Source organism: Asticcacaulis sp. (assembly GCF_047605585.1).
GTDB lineage: Bacteria > Pseudomonadota > Alphaproteobacteria > Caulobacterales > Caulobacteraceae > Asticcacaulis.
The window spans coordinates 422,031-439,618 of record NZ_JASGFK010000001.1; the positions used below are offsets into that span (position 1 = coordinate 422,031).

Here is a 17,588-nt window from a genome sequence, read left to right on the forward strand (position 1 = left end):
TTTTTGCACTAGGCTTCAGGCCCAATCCGCACTTTCGCCTGCCACTTCGAGGAATCGCTTCAGGGCCAGGTTCGGATTATCCGTCTTCCAGGCAATGATGTGGTCGATCACCGGCGCGTCGTCGAGCGGCCGATAGACCACACCGGGCATGGGCAGCTTCTGCATCGATTCCGGCACAAGCCCCACACCCAGCCCTTCGGCGACCAGGCTGACAATAGTCTGCTGCAACTGCACCTCCATGGCCACGCGCGGCAGGAAACCGGCCTCGCCGCAATAGTGCGCCACCGCATTGCGCAGAGCCGGCGCTGTCTCCACAGGCGTCACGATCAGCGGCGCATCGCGCAGATCCTCGCGGCCGATCATGGGCCGCGCTGCCAGTTCATGATCGTGCGGAACAACGGCACACAACCGGTCGCGGAACAAACGCCGCGTCTCCAGCCCAGCCACCCGCGCCACGGGAAAGAGGATGCCCGCATCTATGCGCCCCGCATTCAGCGCCTCCACCAGCCGGTTAGGCACCGTCTCCCGCAAACCAAGCTGGATGTGCGGATACCGCGCGGTGAACCGGCGCACCAGATCGGGCACAACCGTATGGGTGGCATGCATCATGAAACCCAGCACCACCTCACCGCTTTCGCCCAGCGCCGCCAGACGGGCATTGCGCCTCGCCGTCTCGACCGTATCCAGCACCAGACGGCTATCGCGCAGCAATTGCTCACCCGCCGGCGTCAGGGCCAGATCACGCGGCCGCCGCTCGAACAACTGAACCCCCAGATCGGCCTCCAGTCCGGCAATGGCACGGCTCAGCGGCGGCTGGGTCAGGTGCAGCCTTTCGGCCGCGCGGCCGAAATGGCGCAGTTCGGCCACGGCCATGAAATAACGCAGATGACGCAGATCAATCATACCTTTAAAGTATCATAAAATGCTTGAATCAGTATTGGAAAGTATCGAAAATCCAACCTAAACAGCGCGCTCCCCTCCTCTGGAACCGCCCATGTTTACCCCGCTGCTCACCATACTGCCGGTCTTTGCCCTCGTCCTGGCGGGCTGGGGCGCGCGACGCACCGGCGTCCTGGGCCCGCACGCCACCCGCGAACTCAACCGTTTCGTCGTCTGGCTGGCCCTGCCGGCCCTGCTGTTCGATATTGTGGCTCACGCCCAGTTCCACACCCTGTGGCAACCCGGCTTTATCGCCGCCTTCTCATTGGGCTGCTTCGCTGTTTTCGTGATCACCATTGCCCTGCGTTGGCGAAAGCCACGCCATCTGGCCGATGCCGCCATCGATGGATTGAACGCCGCCTATGGCAATACCGGCTTCATCGGCTTTCCCCTGGCCGCGGCGGTCTTCGGCGTCTCGGCCCTGACGCCCACCCTGATCGCCGCTATCCTGACCGTCTGCGTGCTGTTCGGCGTCGCCATCATCCTGATCGAGGCCGGCTTGCAGGGCGAAGCCCATCCGCTTCATATTCTCGGCAAGGTCGCCCTGTCATTGGCGAAAAACCCGCTGCTGGTGGCGCCGGTCGTGGCCCTGATCGTGCCGCTCTCAGGCCATGCCCTGCCCGCTCCCGCCGATAGTTTCCTCAAACTGCTGGGCGGCGCCGCTTCCCCTTGCGCCCTCGTAGCACTCGGCCTGTTTCTTGCCGAAAAACAGCCGGAAGGCCAAACTGCACACGGCATAACCGCCCTGCTGGTCGGACTGAAACTGATCGCACAGCCGGCCCTCACCTGGCTGGCCTGCGTCTATTGGCTGCATCTGTCGGCGACGGACACGCGACTGTGCGTCGTCCTGGCCGCCCTGCCGACCGGCACCGGCCCCTTCATGCTGGCCGAGTTCTATCACCGTGAGGCCACCATCACCTCGCGCGTCATACTGGCTTCGACCATCGCCTCGCTGATCACCCTGTCGGTATTGCTGGCCCTGCCTTTTTAAGCCGGTTTCAGCGTCACCAGCACCACATCATTGCTCGACATCAGCAGCTTCACTTCAGCCTTGCCACTGGCGCCCACCGTCACCTTGCGCACCTCCGGCGTATCCGTCGTCAGGGCCTGCAACTGCGCCAGTTGCGCAGGCGTCAAGGACTCCGGCGCCTTCATATCGATATAGGCCGAATAGGCGTCGTTCCTGCGGAAGCCCGTGCGGCGGATTTCCAGCGTGTAGACACCCGGCTTCAATCCTGCCATGCGCATATCCACGGGTGCCGATGGGGCATTGGGCACGATCCGGCTATAGAAGGGCTTGTTGCTGACGGTCTGCACCGGCTGCTGGAAATCCCAGACCACCGCCGCCACGCTGTCGCCATCGGCCGCAGCCCAGACCTGTGCATCGGATGACGGCAGGGCCTTCCCCTGCAAGGCGTGGAGATACTTGTAAGCGAACCAGGCCGGCTTGCGGATACCCTCGCGCGTCTGCAGACCGAAGCCGCCGTGGAAGGGCGTCGGCGGCGGACCTGGCTCCTCGAACAGGTCGGTATAGACCCAGTAGCTCATGCCTTGCAAAAGCCCCTGGCTGGCCTTGAGCTTGCTGAGGATATAGGGCGCGGAAATATAGCTGTCGTGCACCAGGTCGCGCGGCGTATAGCTGGTGCTCCATTCGGTGAAATAGAGCGGCAGACCGGGATAGGCCGAGGCCTCGATCTCGGCGCGCACCCGGCGGATATCGCCGATAATCGCCTCCGGTGACGGATCGAGTTTGGTGTCCTGCTTGCCCTCTTCATCAAGGAAGCCGCCCTGCACGCCATAGGTATGGGTGGTGACGAAATCGACCGGCGCGTTGGTGGCGTGCGTAAAAGCCAGAAATTCCGGCACCCAGGCCGCGCCCGCCGTCGAAGGTCCGCCAACGCGCAAACCGGCATCGACCGCCTTCAGCGTCCGCGCCGTCAGGGCATAGAGCGCGAAATAGGCCTGCTGGTCGGCATACTGAAAGAAGCCGTCGAGATTGGGCTCGTTCCACACCTCGAAGAACCAGGTCCGCACCTCGTCAATGCCGTAGCGGTCGATGATATGGCGGGCAAAAGCGTCGATCAGGTGCGCCCACAGATCAAAGCGCGGATGCGAGGTATTGCCCTTCCAGTAAAAGATGGTCTGCTCGGAGGTCTTCAGCGCATCCGGCGAGAAACCCAGCTCGACAAACGGCTTGATCTTCTTGGCCAGCAGGGCGTCGTAAAGATAGTCGATCTTCGTCCAGTCATAGACGATTGCGTTTTCGAAATTTATCACCGTGCCGAGCACATCGTGGAAGATATCGTGGAAGCGAATATAGCGGAAGCCCAGTTCATCGACCGTGGTTTTCAGTTGCCCCTGGCTGTCGTCGCGGATCAGCGTCCCAGGAAAATCGGAGCCGACGCAGAGATCGAAAAAACGGTCGAGCGGCTGCGTGGCCTGCGCCAGATCGAGCGTCACCTGACGGGTTTTAGCCCCCTTGGCAAAGGCCGCCGGCGGCACTGCCGCACCCAGCAGCATCAGCGCCGAAAGCGCCCGTCGTGAAATCCCCTGAGCCATGGTCTCGTCCCTTGATTTGTTCTTGTATGGCAATTGATAGCGCTAACAAAGAAAAGCGCAAGCTCTAAAGACACATCACAAAATACCATTTTACTTGCCGCCGGGCACAAACAAAGGAAGTTATGCGCCTTATGACCCGTAACGAATCCGAACGCCTTTCCGCCCTGATCGCCGCCGAAGACAAGGCCCTGGCCCTGCTCGACGCCATCGAAGCCGCAGGCCTGATCCAGCCCGGCCGCACCGAGCGCGAAATCGACAAGGACATTCTCGCACTCGCCGCCCGCGACTTTGGCGTCGAAAAGCACTGGCACAAACGCATTGTCCGCGCCGGCATCAATACCCTGTCGGATTTCAGCGACAACCCGCCCATCCGCACCATCGAAGCGGACGACATGGTCTTTCTCGATGTCGGCCCCGTCTTCGCCGATTGGGAGGCCGATGTCGGCCGCAGCTATGCCGTCGGCGACGATCCCATCAAACATGCGCTCGTCCGCGCCCTGCCCGAACAGTTTGACCTGGTGAAAGCCCATTTCGACGCCCATGACGACATAACCGGCGCGGAACTATATGCCTTCGCCTGTCAATCGGCCGAAAAAGCCGGCTGGCGTTTCGGCGGCCAGATCGCCGGACATATCGTGGCGGAATTCCCCCACGCCCGCATCCCCGGCGCCAAACAGCACCACCATATCCGTCCGTCAAACCCCACGCGGATGCGCGACCGCGATGCCAATGGCCAGACCCGCCACTGGATACTCGAAATCCATCTGGTCTCGCCCGACGGCACGTTCGGCGGCTTCTATGAACGCCTGCTCGGCCGCGCTTCGACTCTCAGCCAGATGCCATCAGCCACAGCATCGGCATTTCGATAAACGTCCGCTGCCGGAACCCGATAGGTTTCAATGCCCAGCCTGCGGAAATAATCATCCCTGACGGCATCGCGTTCATAGTCATGCGTGTTGCCATCCACCTCGATTGCCAATTGTGCCTGATAGCAGAAGAAATCGAGCACATAAGGTCCAATGGCTTGTTGACGCTTGAAGACGACACCCCGCGCGCGTGATTTGAGCCTTGCCCACAGGAGCCGTTCCGGCTCCGTCATGGTTTTGCGCAATTTCCGCGCCAACGCGATCTTACGGTCAGATTTATCCGGCATAAGCGATTGATAACGCAGATTTCACAAGCAAGAAACCCCACCACCGCTCGCTGCGCTCACGGTCCCCCTCCCCGACAAGCGGGGAGGATCAAGAATGCCGCCGCTATCGTACCTCCCCGCTTGTCGGGGAGGGGGACCGCGCCAATTTATTGGCGTGGTGGTGGGGTATCTTCTTATTTACGCCACCACCCGCGTATAAACCCGATACGTCTCATCCTTGATCGCCATAAATGGCTTCAGCGTCGCCGCCTTTACCCGCCAGTTCTCCGCGCCCTCGCGCCTCACTGCCAGCAAGTCATCGCGCGTTAAAGCCGCCGTCGCGCCAATCGGCATCAGCACCAGAGGTCCGGTCAGCAGGGCCACCATCTCCGGATGCGCGGCATTCAGCGGCTCCAGACGCATCCCCATATCGAAGGCGATTTCAACCACATCGCCCTCTCGCCATGTCCGCCGCACCTCAAGGAAACGGCCGGCCGTCACGCCCTTTACCGCCTTACCATTGACCGTCACACGCGTGGCTTTACCAGCCCATACCGGAATGCGCAGTTGCAACCCGAACGCCGCCGGGCGCTTCACGCTCACCGTCAGGCGGCTGGTGTTTTCCAGCGGATAGGCCGTCGCCTGCGTAAGCTTCACCGCCTCGCCACCGAACAAGCCTGAAACGGTCGAAGGCACATAGAGATTGACGTACAGATCCTGCGCATCCACCACATAGGCCGAGGTGCCATAATCGGCGGTCAGCTGGATAAAGGTGCCCGAACAGCACGGCCACTTCTCATCGCGGAAGAACTTGTGCGCGCTCTGGTTATAGTCGGAATAGTAGAAGGTGCTGCCGTCCGGCAAGGTCGGTTTGGCGCCGAGAATGGTGTTGTAAAGCACCCGCTCCATGCTGTCGCCATAACGGCTGTCCTTCGTGATTTGCAGCAGATGGCGCGCCACCTTGAAATGACCGTAGGCGCCACACGGCGTTTCGAACGAGCGGTGCGTCTCGCTCAGCATGGTGTAGAGCGTCTCGCTGTCGTCGGCCGCCACCAGTTCCTCGTTCGGTCCCCAGCCGCCGGTGGCATAGGATTGCGCCAGCACGAAATCGAAACCGTTTTTCGCCGCCGCCAGATACTTCGCCTCGCCGGTCACGTAGTAGGCTTCAATCGCCGAATTGAGCGCATTGACGTGGCTGTAGGCGTGCTTGCCCTTCAGCGGACTAATCCCCTTGGCCAGCGGATCGAACAGCGCCTCATCCTGCATATATTGCAAGGCCATCGCGCGATATCGCTCGCCCATGCCAAGCTGCCAGGCGAGGAAGAGGTTCTCCGGCAGGGTATAGGGCTCGTCCCAGATATCGGCCTCACTGGTATAGGGCCGCTGGCGGCGCTCCTCACGCGTCAGGGCCTTTTCCGGCAGGAAGGGCAGCACCGAATCCGTCAGCTTGTCGAGCACGCCCTTGGCCTCGTCCACCCCGGTATAGCGGTAGGCGTCGATCAACCCGATGGCCAGCTTGTCATAGGTATAGGCCGGCAGGTAATAGCCCTCGAAGAACTTCGGCCCCACGGTCGGCGCATAGGCCATGACCAGCCCACGCACCTTCTGCGCCACCGCCGCATCACCGGTGACCGCATAACCGCGCGCCAGGCCGGAGATATACTGCCCGAAGCTGTGGCCCGGTATATACCCATGCCAGTTGGCCTTGCTCCAGTCGTTCGGATCGACAAAGAAATCGCGCGAGTCGTCGTACCAGCCGCCCATATCCTCGCCCGGCGCCGGCAGCCCTGCCCGCTGACGGAAAGGTTTCAGCAGCTTGTCGTCATCGAGATTGAGAAAGAGGTTGCGCTGATAGTCGAACTGTTCGCGCAACGGCCCGTCGCCCAGTTGCACCTGATCGCGTTCCAGCAGATCGAGCGGCGGCCTCACCCTGGCGCCCGTCATCTTGAGGCCCATGCCATGCGCCGACCCGCAGGCACAGATCGCCGCTGCGCTGCCCGCCATAAATGCTCGTCGTGATACCGAAACCATCCGCCCAACTCTTTTGCTATTTCATTTTTATTTAATCAGACAAAAGCAGATTTGGCTGTTCGCCTCAAGCGGTTTGATTTTTTTCTTCCTCCCACGCAGGATAGTATTCAGTAAACACCTCCTGACCACGAGACTGCCATGACCACCGCCTTTTACCCGATCGGAACGCCCGGAACGCCATGGGGCGATACGGAGCGAGACACCTGGCGCAGGCAGCGTACAGGCCTGCGCAGCTATACCGAAGACGTCCTGCCCCGCATCGAATCCCTGTCAGACCGCTTCGATGTCAGCGCCTATGGGGCCCTCGATTACAATGGCGAGACCTATACCCTGTACGCAGTCCGCTCTCTCAACTGGAACCCCGCTCTGCCAGTGGCTTTGGTAACCGGCGGCGTCCATGGCTATGAGACCAGCGGCGTCATGGGCGCGCTTCAGTTCCTCGAAACCGAGGCCGCCCGCTATGCCGGCCGCATCAACCTGCTGGTGGCCCCCTGCGTCAGTCCGTGGGGCTATGAGCGCATCAACCGCTGGAACTATGACGCGATAGATCCCAACCGCAATTTCCGCCCCGATGGCCCGGCGCGCGAATCCACCGCCCTGATCGAACTGGTCGCCCCCTTGCGCGGCCAGTTCCTTATGCACATCGACCTGCACGAAACGACTGACAGCGATGAAAGCGAATTCCGCCCGGCCCTGGCGGCGCGCGATGGCAAGGACTTCATACCCGATACCGTCCCCGATGGCTTCTATCTGGTCGATGACAGCGAACATCCGCAGCCGGAATTCCAGCAGGCCATCATCGCCGCCGTTGCCAGGGTCACCCATATCGCACCGCCCGATGCCAGCGGCCATATCATCGGCTGCCCGGTCGTGGCGCACGGCGTGATCGAATATCCGGTCGCAACCTACGCCATGTGCACCGGCATCACCGGCGCGCCCTATACCACCACCACGGAGGTCTATCCCGATAGCCCGACCGCCTCGCCCAAGGAATGCAATGACGCCCAGGTGGCAGCGGTGTGCGCGGCGATTGACTATGTTCTGGTGCAAGGCTGATCCAAAAAACCCTTTGTAAATTGCCCCCCGGCGTCCTACATCCCCGCTCATGTCCAAAGCTCCCGCAAAAGCCCCGCTGCTCGCCCTGAAAGACGTCCGCCTGATGGACGGCCCGCATCCCCTGTTCGATGGCGTCGATATCGCCCTCGAACGTGGCGTGCGCGCCTGCCTGGTCGGCCGCAACGGCGCCGGAAAATCGACCCTGATGCGCATGCTGGCCGGGCTGATCGAGCCCGATTCCGGCGAACGCAATGTTCAGCAGGGCGTGCGCTATGCCTTCGTGCTGCAGGAGCCGGAACCGACGGGCGACACCATCCTCGACTGGGCCACCTCCGGCGGCGCGGAAAGCTACACCGCCGAGGCCGAGCTTTACGCCTTCAGCATCGATCCGCACAAACCGACGCAAGGCATGTCCGGCGGCGAAAAGCGCCGCGCCGCGCTCGCCAAGGCCTTTGCCGAAGAACCCGACCTGATCTTCCTCGACGAGCCGACCAACCACCTCGACATCTTCGCCATCGAAACCCTGGAAGACCGCCTGCGCGCCTTCCGCGGCGCTGCCCTGATCGTCTCCCACGACCGCACCTTCCTGGAGCGCGTCACCGAGCGCTGCTACTGGCTCTATGAACGCCGGATCCTGCGCCGCGATTCCGGCTATACCGGCTTCGATGAATGGCAGGCCAAGATGGAGGCCGAAACCGCCGAGAGCTTGCGCCGTCTCGAAAAGGCCATCGAGCGCGAAACCTACACCTTCTACCGCTCGATCACCGCCCAGCGCACGCGTAACGAAGGCCGCGCCGCGCGCCTGGAGGAGATGCGCCGCGAACACGCCTTCCGCATGAGCCAGACCAACAAGCCGATGGAGATGTCGATCGATTCCGGCGGCACTTCCGGCAAGCTGGTGGCCGAGGTCAAGGCCATCTCGAAAGCCTTCGGCGACAAGGTGCTGCTGAAGAACTTCACCACACGCATCATGCGCGGTGACCGGCTGGCCATTGTCGGCCCCAATGGCGCCGGCAAGTCGACCCTGGTCAAACTGCTGCTTGGCGAAATGCCGGCCGATAGCGGCGATATCAGGCTCGGCACCGGGCTCGAAGTGGCCTATCTCGACCAGGGCCGCGATGCCCTGAAGGGCGACGAGACCCTGTGGGACGTGCTGGCCAATTCCGGCTCCGATTCGATCATGGTGCGCGGTCAGCCGCGCCATGTCGCCGCCTACGCCAAGGACTTCCTGTTCCGCGAAAAGCAACTGCGCCAGCCAGTGAAGTCGCTCTCCGGCGGTGAGCGCAACCGCCTGCAGCTGGCCCGGGCCCTGGCCCGCGCCACCAACCTGCTGGTGCTCGACGAACCGACCAACGATCTCGACATGGATACGCTGGACCTGCTGGAAGACATGCTGGCCGATTATGACGGCACCCTGATCCTGGTCTCCCACGACCGCGATTTCATCGACCGCCTCGCCACCTCGACCCTGGCGCTCAATGGCCGCGGCGGGGCCGCCGAAACCCCGGGCGGCTGGCAGGATTTCATCCGCCAGAACCCCGATTTTTTCGCCGATATTTCGCAGAAAGAGGCCGCCAAGATCGAGAGCAGGTCCCCCGCGCCGGCGCCGGTCAAGGCCGCGCCGAAAAAGCTCAGCTACAAGGACCAGAAGCGCCTCGACGATCTCGACGGGCTGATGCCGAAATGGTCCGCCGAGATCAAACGGCTGGAAACCGTGCTGGAAGATCCGTCGCTCTACAGCAAGGACCCGAAAAAGTTCGACGCCACCATGAAGGCGCTGGACTCTTTACGCGCCGATCTGGAAAACGGTGAAATGGAGTGGCTGGAGCTGGAGGAAAAGCGCAGCCAGCTGGCCGGCTGACTGCCTGTGCATCCGTTTCGCGCAGGATAGGGTCCGAATTCCCACACCCTTATTAGGCCTTAATTAAACTCGCTGGCTTAGGATTACCGGATTACAACCCGACGTAACGCGTAATTTTTCAAAAGCAAGCCATGACTAAGCCTGCCCTTGCCCGCTCCCTGCTGTCTGCCGCCGCCCTTAGCCTGGCCGCGGTCGCGGTGCCTTGCATGGCCCTTGCCGGCTCCGATGGTGCTTACCTGAGCTGGAACAACAAAAGCCAGGCGGATACGGCCACGCAGCCCGATCAGGTCCAGACCGCCAGCGGCGCCTATGCCGTGCCGCCCTCGCCTTACGGACAGGTCGGCGATCCTTACGCGCGCAACCTGCGCTGGCCAGCCAAGCAGGTCCAGGCCACGGTCGCTTCCAACGTGCCCTCGCCTCAGCAGACCTTCGCCCCTGTACCGGCCCCACCCGTGCGTGCGCCGTCACCGATATCCGTGTCGCAGCCCGTGCCCCTCGCCGCGCCCAGGCCCGTGGCCGTGGTGCCCGTCGCAGCGCCGCAAGCCGACGACGACAGCTACCCGCCCGATCCCGGCCTGGCCGATGATCCGGACCTGACGCCTGAAGCGCCGATAACCCAGCCTGCCCCGAAAGCCACGCCTCAGGCGTCTTCAAAGCCCGCGGCAAAGGCCAAGCCCGTCGTCGCCACCGCGCCGCCACCTGCGCCCATCGAGACCGCGCCGACACCGCCGGCCGTCGCCAATACCTTAAGCAGTGACGGCGCCTATGAGGTGCCGGCCACCAGCAAATATGCCGCCCGCATCGCCGCCGCCCGCGCCGCGCAGCTGCCGACCGCCGAGGCCCCGAAGGACACATCCGCGCCTTCCACCGCCACCGCGCCGGAGCCCGATGTCTCCCTGGCCTCGCAGACGGCCGACCACGTCTTCATTCCCGGCGAACAGTACAAAACTCCGGCCGACGAGCCGCGCCTCTACAGCCTGCACCGCCAGTACGGCCTGAAGCCAGACCCGATCGAGGTTACGCCGGACGCTACCGGCGCCCTGCTGACCGTTTCGTCCGATGACAAGACCAGCCAGTCCGGCGATGACTCGAACGATGACAGCGATACCGCCAAAGACAAGAAGACCGCCGCAAACTGATAACGACCTCGCCAGAATGGCTACCAAGGAACCAGAATGTCCCGCGTACCGACCTCCACGCTCACCGACCTGATCGACCTCGCCAAGGAGCCTTCCAGCGCCAAGCGTCGCGAGCTTTTGCGCCAGGTAACCGGCGTCTTCATGACCAATCCGGACGATATCAGCGGGCCGGAAATGGAACTCTACGACACGGTGATGAGCCAGCTGACGGCCGATATGGAAACCGTGGTCCGCGCCGAAATCTCCGCCTCATTGTCTCAAGCCCAGCGCGCGCCGCTAGGGCTGTTGCGCCGCCTGGCCGCCGATGATATCGCCGTCGCCGAACCGATCCTGACGCGCTCGAAAGCCCTGACCGAAACAGACCTGCTCCACATCGTCTCAACGCAAGGCCAGGATCACCTGCGCGCGGTTTCCAAGCGCGAGACCGTCTCCGAGCACATTTCCGGCGTCATCGTCAACCGCGGCGACGACGACACCCTGCACACCCTGCTGAGCAATGACGGCGCCCGCCTGTCGCGCGCCTCGAACGAGCAGGTCGTCCAGCGCGCCCAGTCCAATCCGGCCCTGCACGAGGTCGTCGTCAATCGCACCGACATGCCGGTCGACCTGATGAACGACATGTATTTTGTCGTCGAGGCCCGCCTGCGCGAACGTATCATGCGCGAGAACGAAAAACTCGATCCGGCGGCGCTGGAACTGGCACTTTCCAAGGGCCGCAACAAGGTGGCTGTCGCCTATGGCAGCTTCCCGGAAGATTACGAAAAGATCTCGGCCGAGGTCGATTCCCTGCGCCGCAATTCGCGCCTGACGCCGACCCTGCTCGCCAAGTACATGCGCGATCCGAACCCGACCTATTTCCTCTGCGCCCTCTCGCAGATGGCCGATCTCGATTTCCTGACCGCCCGCCATCTGGTGGAAAAAAAGGAAATCGACGCCCTGGCGATCGCCTGCAAGGCCGCCGATCTCGACAAGGCCCTCTTCCTGACCTACGCCATGATCATGCTGGCCGATCAGGAAAACGCCATGGGCAAGGCCGGCGAATATGCCCGCCTCTATAACGAGCTGCCAAAGGAAACCGCCCTGCGCACCATCCGCTTCTGGCGCATGCGCCGCGCCGAAGGCCACGCCGCTTAATCGGGACTTGGTCTCGATTAAGGTTTCTTAGTAAGAGGCATACACGCATTGTGCTCAAGCAGCGAAGCGTGCGCGGCCGGCGGTCGCCCTTGCCAAATGGATCGGCACGATGCCTTTCCATTTGGAGGTCATCCTTCCTGTACCTCTCCATCTCCGATGGGGAGGGGGACCGCACGAACGCGAAGCGTGAGATGTGGTGGTGGGGCTTCTGGCTTTCTTCGGAGTACGGAAATGCGCAAAACAGTCCTCATTCTGCTCGTCTCCCTGATCATAGCTGCACCCTGTACTGCCAATGCCTGTCGCCACGCCGTAACGCCCGATGAACGTGTTCGGGAATCCTACGACGCCGTAGTGATCGCCACCATTACCAGCACGGAGCCTAAACCCATTTTCCTGAACGCGCTGCCGACATGGACGGCCACCGCGCAACTGACACAGACAGTGGATGGCAAACCGGATACGACACAGTTCGTTATCAGCAAGCCGGAAAACCTGTGCGAAGTCGGGCAGGATATCCCTGATGTCGGTGCCTCATGGGTTCTGTATATGAGGAAGGACGCGACAAGATGGACGGTTGCCGCTTCCTACCCGCTCAACCTCGCCCGCGAGATCGACAAGCGCTTCGCCAATCAGCCCTGAAGGCAAAAAAAAAGCCGCGCTAAACAGCGCGGCCAGTTTACAGGGAGGAAACGCCCAGGAAGGGCAAAGGCCTCGAAAAAGGCCTAGAACACCTAAATAGCAGGGTGGTACCGCTAACGCAAGCAAAAAATGACAGCGCTGTCACCTTTTTTGTCATAACCTATTCAAAACCGGTCAATGACCACTTGTGAAGGCGTCACCCGGCCATAAATCCTCACCAGCCCCGCTCTGCCCTATAAAGAAGTCATAAGCGCATCCGATCGGCGCTTTCCCGCAGCATAAGGCCAAATTGCGAACAGACACTGTCGCTTACCTTTATCGACCGCCGATAAAAGCTCGCCTGCCATATCCGCTCCATTTGTCCGTGGACGGAGGCTTACCTCATATTTACCGGCGCTTCCGGCCATCGGCATGACAATCTTACGGCGCCGGACCTAGTATTCGCGCCGTGTCCGGGCCTTACCGGCACACCACCTTTTCGCCCTGTCGATCTGAGGCAACAGAGCGGAAATTCCTGAAAGCGAATACCAGAAGTCTGCCCGCAGCCTTGCGGGAAAGGAGACGACATGCCCAGAAATTATAACGACGACCGTGAATACCGTTCCAATGATCGTGGCAATGACCGCCATCGCGACGATGACGGCCGCTACATGAGCGGACCGCGCTCTCGCTACGAAAACGACGATGACGATTATCGCGCGTCCGACGATCGCGAGCGGAATTACGACCGTTCGCGTGACGAAGACGCCGAATTCAACGACTGGCACGCCTATGGCCACGCGCGTGGCTGGCATGCCCACCAACAGGGCCGTCATGGCCAGGCCAATCGCCAGCGCGATGAAGACGGGCGCTTCCGCAATGAGCGTCGCGACCGGGATAATGATCGCGCCTACGGGGCGTCATCCAGCCAGGGTCGCGGCTGGCACGGCGATCCCGAGGGCCACGCCCGCGCCGGCAGTATGAGCCACAGCGGTTCCGGCGCTCAAAACCGCAACCGCGACGATGATGAAGATACCAACGCCGGTGGCCGTGGCGCTTCAGGCCGCGAACGCGACGACAATGGCCGCTTCACCAGCAATCGCCACTAGAGCATGTTCCGAAAAGTGTGACGCGCTTTCCGGAACGTGCGTTAAGGCAAAAAATGGGGACAGGTGTCGAGCCTCTCCTCATTTTTTTGTGACCAGTCCCCGCCTTGCCGCCCCATGTTACCGTCTGTAGGGTGCCGGCGTTGCAACCGGCGGGGTGATCATGGCCAATCCTTTAAATCGAAGAACCCTTCTGCGCGGCGGTCTCGCCACGGCCCTTATGACGCCTGCCTTGGCGCGCGCGGCCGAGCCGGCCCTGATCCCCATCCGTACCGATCCCGCCCAGGTTTTCCGCACCACGGTCTGCCTGCGTCCCTTCCGCGCCAGCGGTCCGCGCATCGAAAACGAGATCGTCGGCCGCAAGCAGGTCATCCATAATTACGGCCATGGCGGCAGCGGCTGGTCGCTCTCCTGGGGGTCGGCGGAGGTCGCCGTCGGGCTGGCCATGCAGTCCTCGCCACGCAAGATCGCGGTCATTGGCGCCGGGGCGCTTGGCCTGACCGCCGCCCTCACCGCCCAGCGCGCCGGCGCCGAGGTCACCATCTACGCAAAAGAACGCTTTCCCTTCGTCCGTTCGGCCCGCGCCACCGGCATCTGGTCGCCGGATTCGCGCGTGGCGCAGACCGCCTCAATGACAGCCGATTTCCCCGCCCTGTGGGAACGCATGGCGCGCACCTCCGCGGCCATGCACGAAAGCTTCGTTGGCAGCGCCGGCAGTCCGGTCGAATGGATCGACTATTACAATCTCCGCGATCCGGAACCCGCCACGCCGGAAGCGCAGGCCACCGCGCAGACCAGCGCACCGGCCTCGTTCGATCCCGGCTTCGCCTATCTCAATGACCGGCTAAGCGGGCTGATGCCGCATTCCGGCCCGGTGGCGCCGGAAACCACACCCTTTGCCGCTGCCGAAGTGCGCCGCGCCGCCAATCTCTCCTTCAATATCGCCGATTACGGCCGCCAGCTGGAGGCCGATTTCCTGCTCGCCGGTGGCCGTTTCGAACACATTGAATTCCACGATCCATCCAACCTCTCCAGGCTGAAGGAAAAGGTGGTTATCAACTGCACCGGCTATGGCGCCCGCGCCCTGTGGAAGGATGAGACCGTCATTCCCGTTCGCGGTCAGATCGTCTGGCTGACACCACAGGAAGGCGTTCATTACGGAGTCTATCATGACGGTGTGGGCGTGCTGGCGCGCCGCGATGGCATTGTGGTTCAGGATTTCGGCCCGGACGAGGCCTTTGGCTGGAACGACGACAACGAAACCGCCGATCCGGTGGCCGCGCAAGGAGCGCTTGAAAAGCTGAAGGCGATCTATCGCGTCTAAAGCACTTTCCGAAAAGTGTGACGCACTTTTCGGATTAAAAAACGCTCTAGTGCTTTTGACCCAGCCCCGTGGCGGTCCAGTAAATGCCGCCCATCAGGTGCGAGAGATACTGCGGATCGCGGTACATCTCGACATTATGCCCCAGGGTGGTGACAAAGACCCGGCCCTTCTCAAAGCGATGATACCAGGCCACGGGATGGTTTTTGCCCATGCCTTTGGAGACCTGGCCGGGCCAGATCTTCGTCGGGTCATAGCTCGTCTCGTCCACGTTCAGCACCGGTGTGATATCGCTATTGTACGGATTGGTGAGCGGGTAGAACTCATCGCTCCATACCCAGCGCCCGGGCACGCCATAGGCGGCGGGGAAGCCCGGATCGACCACCTCGACCACGCCGGTTTGCAGCATCGGATGCGTGGCCACGGTGCGCCCGACCAGCTTTTCATACCACGGCCAGCTGTTGGCCGGCAGGGCGATGGCGGCGCGATGCACCACAATGACATTACCACCGCCACGCATATAGGCTTCGAAGCCGGCACGCTGGGCCGCATTGAGGTCTTCCACCGGCGTGTTGAGCAGCATGATGGCCGCGTAGCCGCTCAGGTCATGTTCCAGCGGATCGGCGGTCTGGCTCCAGGTCATGTCGAAACTATGCAGGCGCGCCAGGTGTTCAAGGCTTTCGCGCGCCACCGGAATATATTCGTAGTGGTACTTGCTCGGCATCGCCAGCACGAGCAGCCGGTACTGGCTATCCGCCCAGCTGTGAGATGGCGCCAGAACGGCAAAAATCGCCATCAGTATCAGGGTAACGCGCTTCATGTTCCTCTCCCGGACGACCTTCATCGCTCCGGCATAGGACAGCAAATACGGCGGTCACGCAACCGCTCGCCCGACAGACTGTCAGGCGGCCGCCCGCACCAGCCGCGCCGCCGCGCCCTCATCCTGCCAGCGCAGGGCGGGAATATTATCGACCATCGGGCGCAGTTGCGCCAGTGAGGCCGGCTTGACCATATAGCCGGCAGCCCCCAGCTCGCGGGCCTGTTCGACATCGCGGTCATAGGTCGAGCCGGTACACATGACCACGGCCGTATGATCGTTTTCACCGCGCAGGGCGCGCAGCATCTCGAAGCCATCCATGCCGGGCATGTTGATATCAAGCAGGATCAGATCATAAGGCGTACCGTCCGCACGGGCCTGGCGCATCAGGGTCAGGGCCTCCTTGGCGGAACGCGCCACCGACAGCTCGGATTCCATCTTGTCGCGGATACGCAGGAAGACGCGCGTCAGTTCCAGATCGGCCTCACGGTCATCGACCAGCAGGACGCGCGCCAGACTGGTGGTGGCGCTCTTTTCCGTTATCTCGGTGGCATCATCATTGGCCGCCATGGTTTCACTCCCGGTTTTTGGCCCGGTATCGCGTCCGGGCTTGGGCAAGGTAAACATAAAGCTGGCGCCCTCGCCTGGCGCCGATTCACACCACAGTCGCCCGCCGTGCAGGCTGATGATCTTGCTGCAGATGGCCAGGCCGAGGCCGGCGCCTTCCTCATTCAGGTTGAGCCGCTTGAACGGCTCGAAAATACGTTTCAGGTCAGCGGCCTCGATACCCGGGCCATTGTCGCGCACGCTGAACTGCCAGTGATCGCCACGGTCCTGCGCCGACACCTCCACCTTCACGCCATCCGGCGAATGCTTGACCGCATTGCCGATCAGGTTCTGCAGCACCTGCATCATATGGCTGGGCTGAGCGCTGACGACCGGCAGCGGACTGGCCATGACCAGGGCATCGTGCTCGGTGATCAACTGGCGCAGATTGTTCTCCGCGTCGGCCAGGGCGGTGTCCATCTCGCAGTCGGACTTTATGGTGCGCGAAGGGTCATGCAGCTGGGTATAGTTGAAAACCGTATCGACCAGCATGGCCATGCGGTCGGCGGCATGACGGATGAAATCGAAATAGCCGGCGTTCAGCTCCGGCGCGTCCGGATTGGCGACGATCATTTCGGAAAAGGCGCGCACCGTCCGCACCGGTTCCTTCAGGTCGTGGGCCAGGGCGTGGGTGAAGACCTCCAGCGATTCATGCTGCACCCGGATCTGCGCCTGCTGCCGCTGCAGGGTATCGACCTTGTCACGCAGTTCCTCGATCAGCCGCGCATTTTCCAGCGCCACCGCCGTGGTATTGGCCAGGGCCTGGAGCACGGCCATCTGTTCGTCGGTCGGCTGGTAATTATAGGCCCAGTAATTGCCTATGGCGCCAATCGGCGCGATCTTGCGGATCGGCACCATGGCCAGGCTTTTAACGAAGGTCGGGCGGTAGGCTTCGGCCGGAATACGCGCATCGGCGTAGATATCCTCGATCTTCACGGCCTGCGCATTCAGCATCACCCAGCCGGAAATGCACATCTCCATCGGGAAGCGTTTGCCCTTCCACAGAGGCTCGATGGCATTCTCATCGGCATAGAAGCACTTGTCGCCATCACGCAGCACGAAGGTGGCGCCATCCGCGCCGGTCAGTTCGCGCGCGGCATCGCGTGTAATGCGGGAAATGGTGTCGATATCGCGCGCCTGGGAAAGCGCCTGAACCACTTCGATCAACCGCTCCATGGCCTGCGTATACCAGGCCGAATGGCGGGTGGAGGTGTCAGCGTCAGGTAGTATAAAACTCATCGGCATATACTCAATTCAGTCTGGCAGAGC

General features: G+C 62.1%; 15 protein-coding genes. 9 read left to right on the forward strand and 6 right to left on the reverse strand.

Features of this window, described 5'->3' with window-relative positions:
• Positions 1 to 15 precede the first annotated feature (15 nt).
• Complete coding sequence (locus tag QM647_RS01990; protein ID WP_414993789.1) at positions 16 to 903, reverse strand: LysR substrate-binding domain-containing protein; 888 nt, start codon at positions 901 to 903, stop codon at positions 16 to 18.
• 91 nt (positions 904 to 994) lie between these two features.
• On the opposite strand from QM647_RS01990, the gene QM647_RS01995 reads away from it, so the two are divergent.
• Positions 995 to 1,930 (forward strand): AEC family transporter, encoded by a 936-nt coding sequence (locus QM647_RS01995; RefSeq protein WP_414993790.1) that lies wholly within the window; start codon positions 995 to 997, stop codon positions 1,928 to 1,930.
• On the opposite strand, the gene QM647_RS02000 is transcribed toward QM647_RS01995, so the two are convergent.
• Positions 1,927 to 3,498 carry a GH39 family glycosyl hydrolase gene (locus QM647_RS02000; protein WP_414993791.1) on the reverse strand — a complete coding sequence of 524 codons (1,572 nt, stop codon included), beginning with the start codon at positions 3,496 to 3,498 and terminating at the stop codon, positions 1,927 to 1,929. The genes QM647_RS01995 and QM647_RS02000 overlap by 4 nt on opposite strands.
• Before the next feature lie 131 nt (positions 3,499 to 3,629).
• On the opposite strand from QM647_RS02000, the gene QM647_RS02005 reads away from it, so the two are divergent.
• The gene (locus QM647_RS02005; RefSeq protein WP_414993792.1) at positions 3,630 to 4,367 is read left to right on the forward strand and encodes a M24 family metallopeptidase; all 738 of its coding nucleotides are present in this window, start codon (positions 3,630 to 3,632) and stop codon (positions 4,365 to 4,367) included.
• On the opposite strand, the gene QM647_RS02010 is transcribed toward QM647_RS02005, so the two are convergent.
• Together QM647_RS02010 and QM647_RS02015 are read right to left on the reverse strand one after the other, a co-directional pair.
• Entirely contained in the window at positions 4,295 to 4,651 is a 357-nt protein-coding gene (locus tag QM647_RS02010) for an endonuclease domain-containing protein (RefSeq protein WP_414993793.1), read from the reverse strand. The two genes, QM647_RS02005 and QM647_RS02010, sit on opposite strands and share 73 nt — an antisense overlap.
• A 177-nt stretch (positions 4,652 to 4,828) precedes the next feature.
• Positions 4,829 to 6,634, reverse strand: coding sequence for a beta-L-arabinofuranosidase domain-containing protein (locus tag QM647_RS02015; RefSeq protein WP_414993794.1), 1,806 nt, complete (start codon positions 6,632 to 6,634; stop codon positions 4,829 to 4,831).
• A gap of 165 nt (positions 6,635 to 6,799) precedes the next feature.
• Between QM647_RS02015 and QM647_RS02020 the strand changes: the two genes are divergently transcribed.
• From QM647_RS02020 to QM647_RS02050, 7 genes are all read left to right on the forward strand, one after another.
• Positions 6,800 to 7,717: a M14 family metallocarboxypeptidase gene (locus QM647_RS02020; RefSeq protein ID WP_414993795.1), complete on the forward strand. Its 918-nt coding sequence runs from the start codon at positions 6,800 to 6,802 to the stop codon at positions 7,715 to 7,717.
• Positions 7,718 to 7,766: 49 nt separating this feature from the next.
• Positions 7,767 to 9,578: an ABC-F family ATP-binding cassette domain-containing protein gene (locus tag QM647_RS02025; protein ID WP_414993796.1), complete on the forward strand. Its 1,812-nt coding sequence runs from the start codon at positions 7,767 to 7,769 to the stop codon at positions 9,576 to 9,578.
• A gap of 131 nt (positions 9,579 to 9,709) precedes the next feature.
• Positions 9,710 to 10,717 (forward strand): hypothetical protein, encoded by a 1,008-nt coding sequence (locus QM647_RS02030; RefSeq protein WP_414993797.1) that lies wholly within the window; start codon positions 9,710 to 9,712, stop codon positions 10,715 to 10,717.
• A 36-nt stretch (positions 10,718 to 10,753) separates the two neighbouring features.
• Positions 10,754 to 11,851, forward strand: a complete 1,098-nt coding sequence (locus tag QM647_RS02035; protein ID WP_414993798.1) for a DUF2336 domain-containing protein — start codon at positions 10,754 to 10,756, stop codon at positions 11,849 to 11,851.
• 231 nt (positions 11,852 to 12,082) lie between these two features.
• Positions 12,083 to 12,490 carry a hypothetical protein gene (locus QM647_RS02040; RefSeq protein ID WP_414993799.1) on the forward strand — a complete coding sequence of 136 codons (408 nt, stop codon included), beginning with the start codon at positions 12,083 to 12,085 and terminating at the stop codon, positions 12,488 to 12,490.
• 566 nt (positions 12,491 to 13,056) lie between these two features.
• Positions 13,057 to 13,578: a hypothetical protein gene (locus QM647_RS02045; RefSeq protein WP_414993800.1), complete on the forward strand. Its 522-nt coding sequence runs from the start codon at positions 13,057 to 13,059 to the stop codon at positions 13,576 to 13,578.
• Between the two features lie 160 nt (positions 13,579 to 13,738).
• A complete protein-coding gene (locus tag QM647_RS02050; RefSeq protein WP_414993801.1) occupies positions 13,739 to 14,899 on the forward strand; it encodes an FAD-dependent oxidoreductase in 1,161 nt (386 codons plus the stop codon).
• Between the two features lie 46 nt (positions 14,900 to 14,945).
• Here QM647_RS02050 and QM647_RS02055 read toward each other — a convergent pair whose 3' ends face one another.
• On the reverse strand, positions 14,946 to 15,716 hold the full coding sequence (locus QM647_RS02055; protein ID WP_414993802.1) for a ThuA domain-containing protein: 771 nt from the start codon (positions 15,714 to 15,716) through the stop codon (positions 14,946 to 14,948).
• 81 nt (positions 15,717 to 15,797) lie between these two features.
• A complete protein-coding gene (locus QM647_RS02060; RefSeq protein ID WP_414993803.1) occupies positions 15,798 to 17,558 on the reverse strand; it encodes an ATP-binding protein in 1,761 nt (586 codons plus the stop codon).
• Positions 17,559 to 17,588 lie beyond the last annotated feature (30 nt).

Excerpts from the sequence above, each read along its gene's own strand:
- QM647_RS01990 (WP_414993789.1), bottom strand. The coding sequence starts at position 903 with ATGATTGATCTGCGTCATCTGCGTTATTTCATGGCCGTGGCCGAACTG.
- QM647_RS01995 (WP_414993790.1), top strand. The coding sequence starts at position 995 with ATGTTTACCCCGCTGCTCACCATACTGCCGGTCTTTGCCCTCGTCCTG.
- QM647_RS02000 (WP_414993791.1), bottom strand. The coding sequence starts at position 3,498 with ATGGCTCAGGGGATTTCACGACGGGCGCTTTCGGCGCTGATGCTGCTG.
- QM647_RS02005 (WP_414993792.1), top strand. The coding sequence starts at position 3,630 with ATGACCCGTAACGAATCCGAACGCCTTTCCGCCCTGATCGCCGCCGAA.
- QM647_RS02010 (WP_414993793.1), bottom strand. The coding sequence starts at position 4,651 with ATGCCGGATAAATCTGACCGTAAGATCGCGTTGGCGCGGAAATTGCGC.
- QM647_RS02015 (WP_414993794.1), bottom strand. The coding sequence starts at position 6,634 with ATGGCGGGCAGCGCAGCGGCGATCTGTGCCTGCGGGTCGGCGCATGGC.
- QM647_RS02020 (WP_414993795.1), top strand. The coding sequence starts at position 6,800 with ATGACCACCGCCTTTTACCCGATCGGAACGCCCGGAACGCCATGGGGC.
- QM647_RS02025 (WP_414993796.1), top strand. The coding sequence starts at position 7,767 with ATGTCCAAAGCTCCCGCAAAAGCCCCGCTGCTCGCCCTGAAAGACGTC.
- QM647_RS02030 (WP_414993797.1), top strand. The coding sequence starts at position 9,710 with ATGACTAAGCCTGCCCTTGCCCGCTCCCTGCTGTCTGCCGCCGCCCTT.
- QM647_RS02035 (WP_414993798.1), top strand. The coding sequence starts at position 10,754 with ATGTCCCGCGTACCGACCTCCACGCTCACCGACCTGATCGACCTCGCC.
- QM647_RS02040 (WP_414993799.1), top strand. The coding sequence starts at position 12,083 with ATGCGCAAAACAGTCCTCATTCTGCTCGTCTCCCTGATCATAGCTGCA.
- QM647_RS02045 (WP_414993800.1), top strand. The coding sequence starts at position 13,057 with ATGCCCAGAAATTATAACGACGACCGTGAATACCGTTCCAATGATCGT.
- QM647_RS02050 (WP_414993801.1), top strand. The coding sequence starts at position 13,739 with ATGGCCAATCCTTTAAATCGAAGAACCCTTCTGCGCGGCGGTCTCGCC.
- QM647_RS02055 (WP_414993802.1), bottom strand. The coding sequence starts at position 15,716 with ATGAAGCGCGTTACCCTGATACTGATGGCGATTTTTGCCGTTCTGGCG.
- QM647_RS02060 (WP_414993803.1), bottom strand. The coding sequence starts at position 17,558 with ATGAGTTTTATACTACCTGACGCTGACACCTCCACCCGCCATTCGGCC.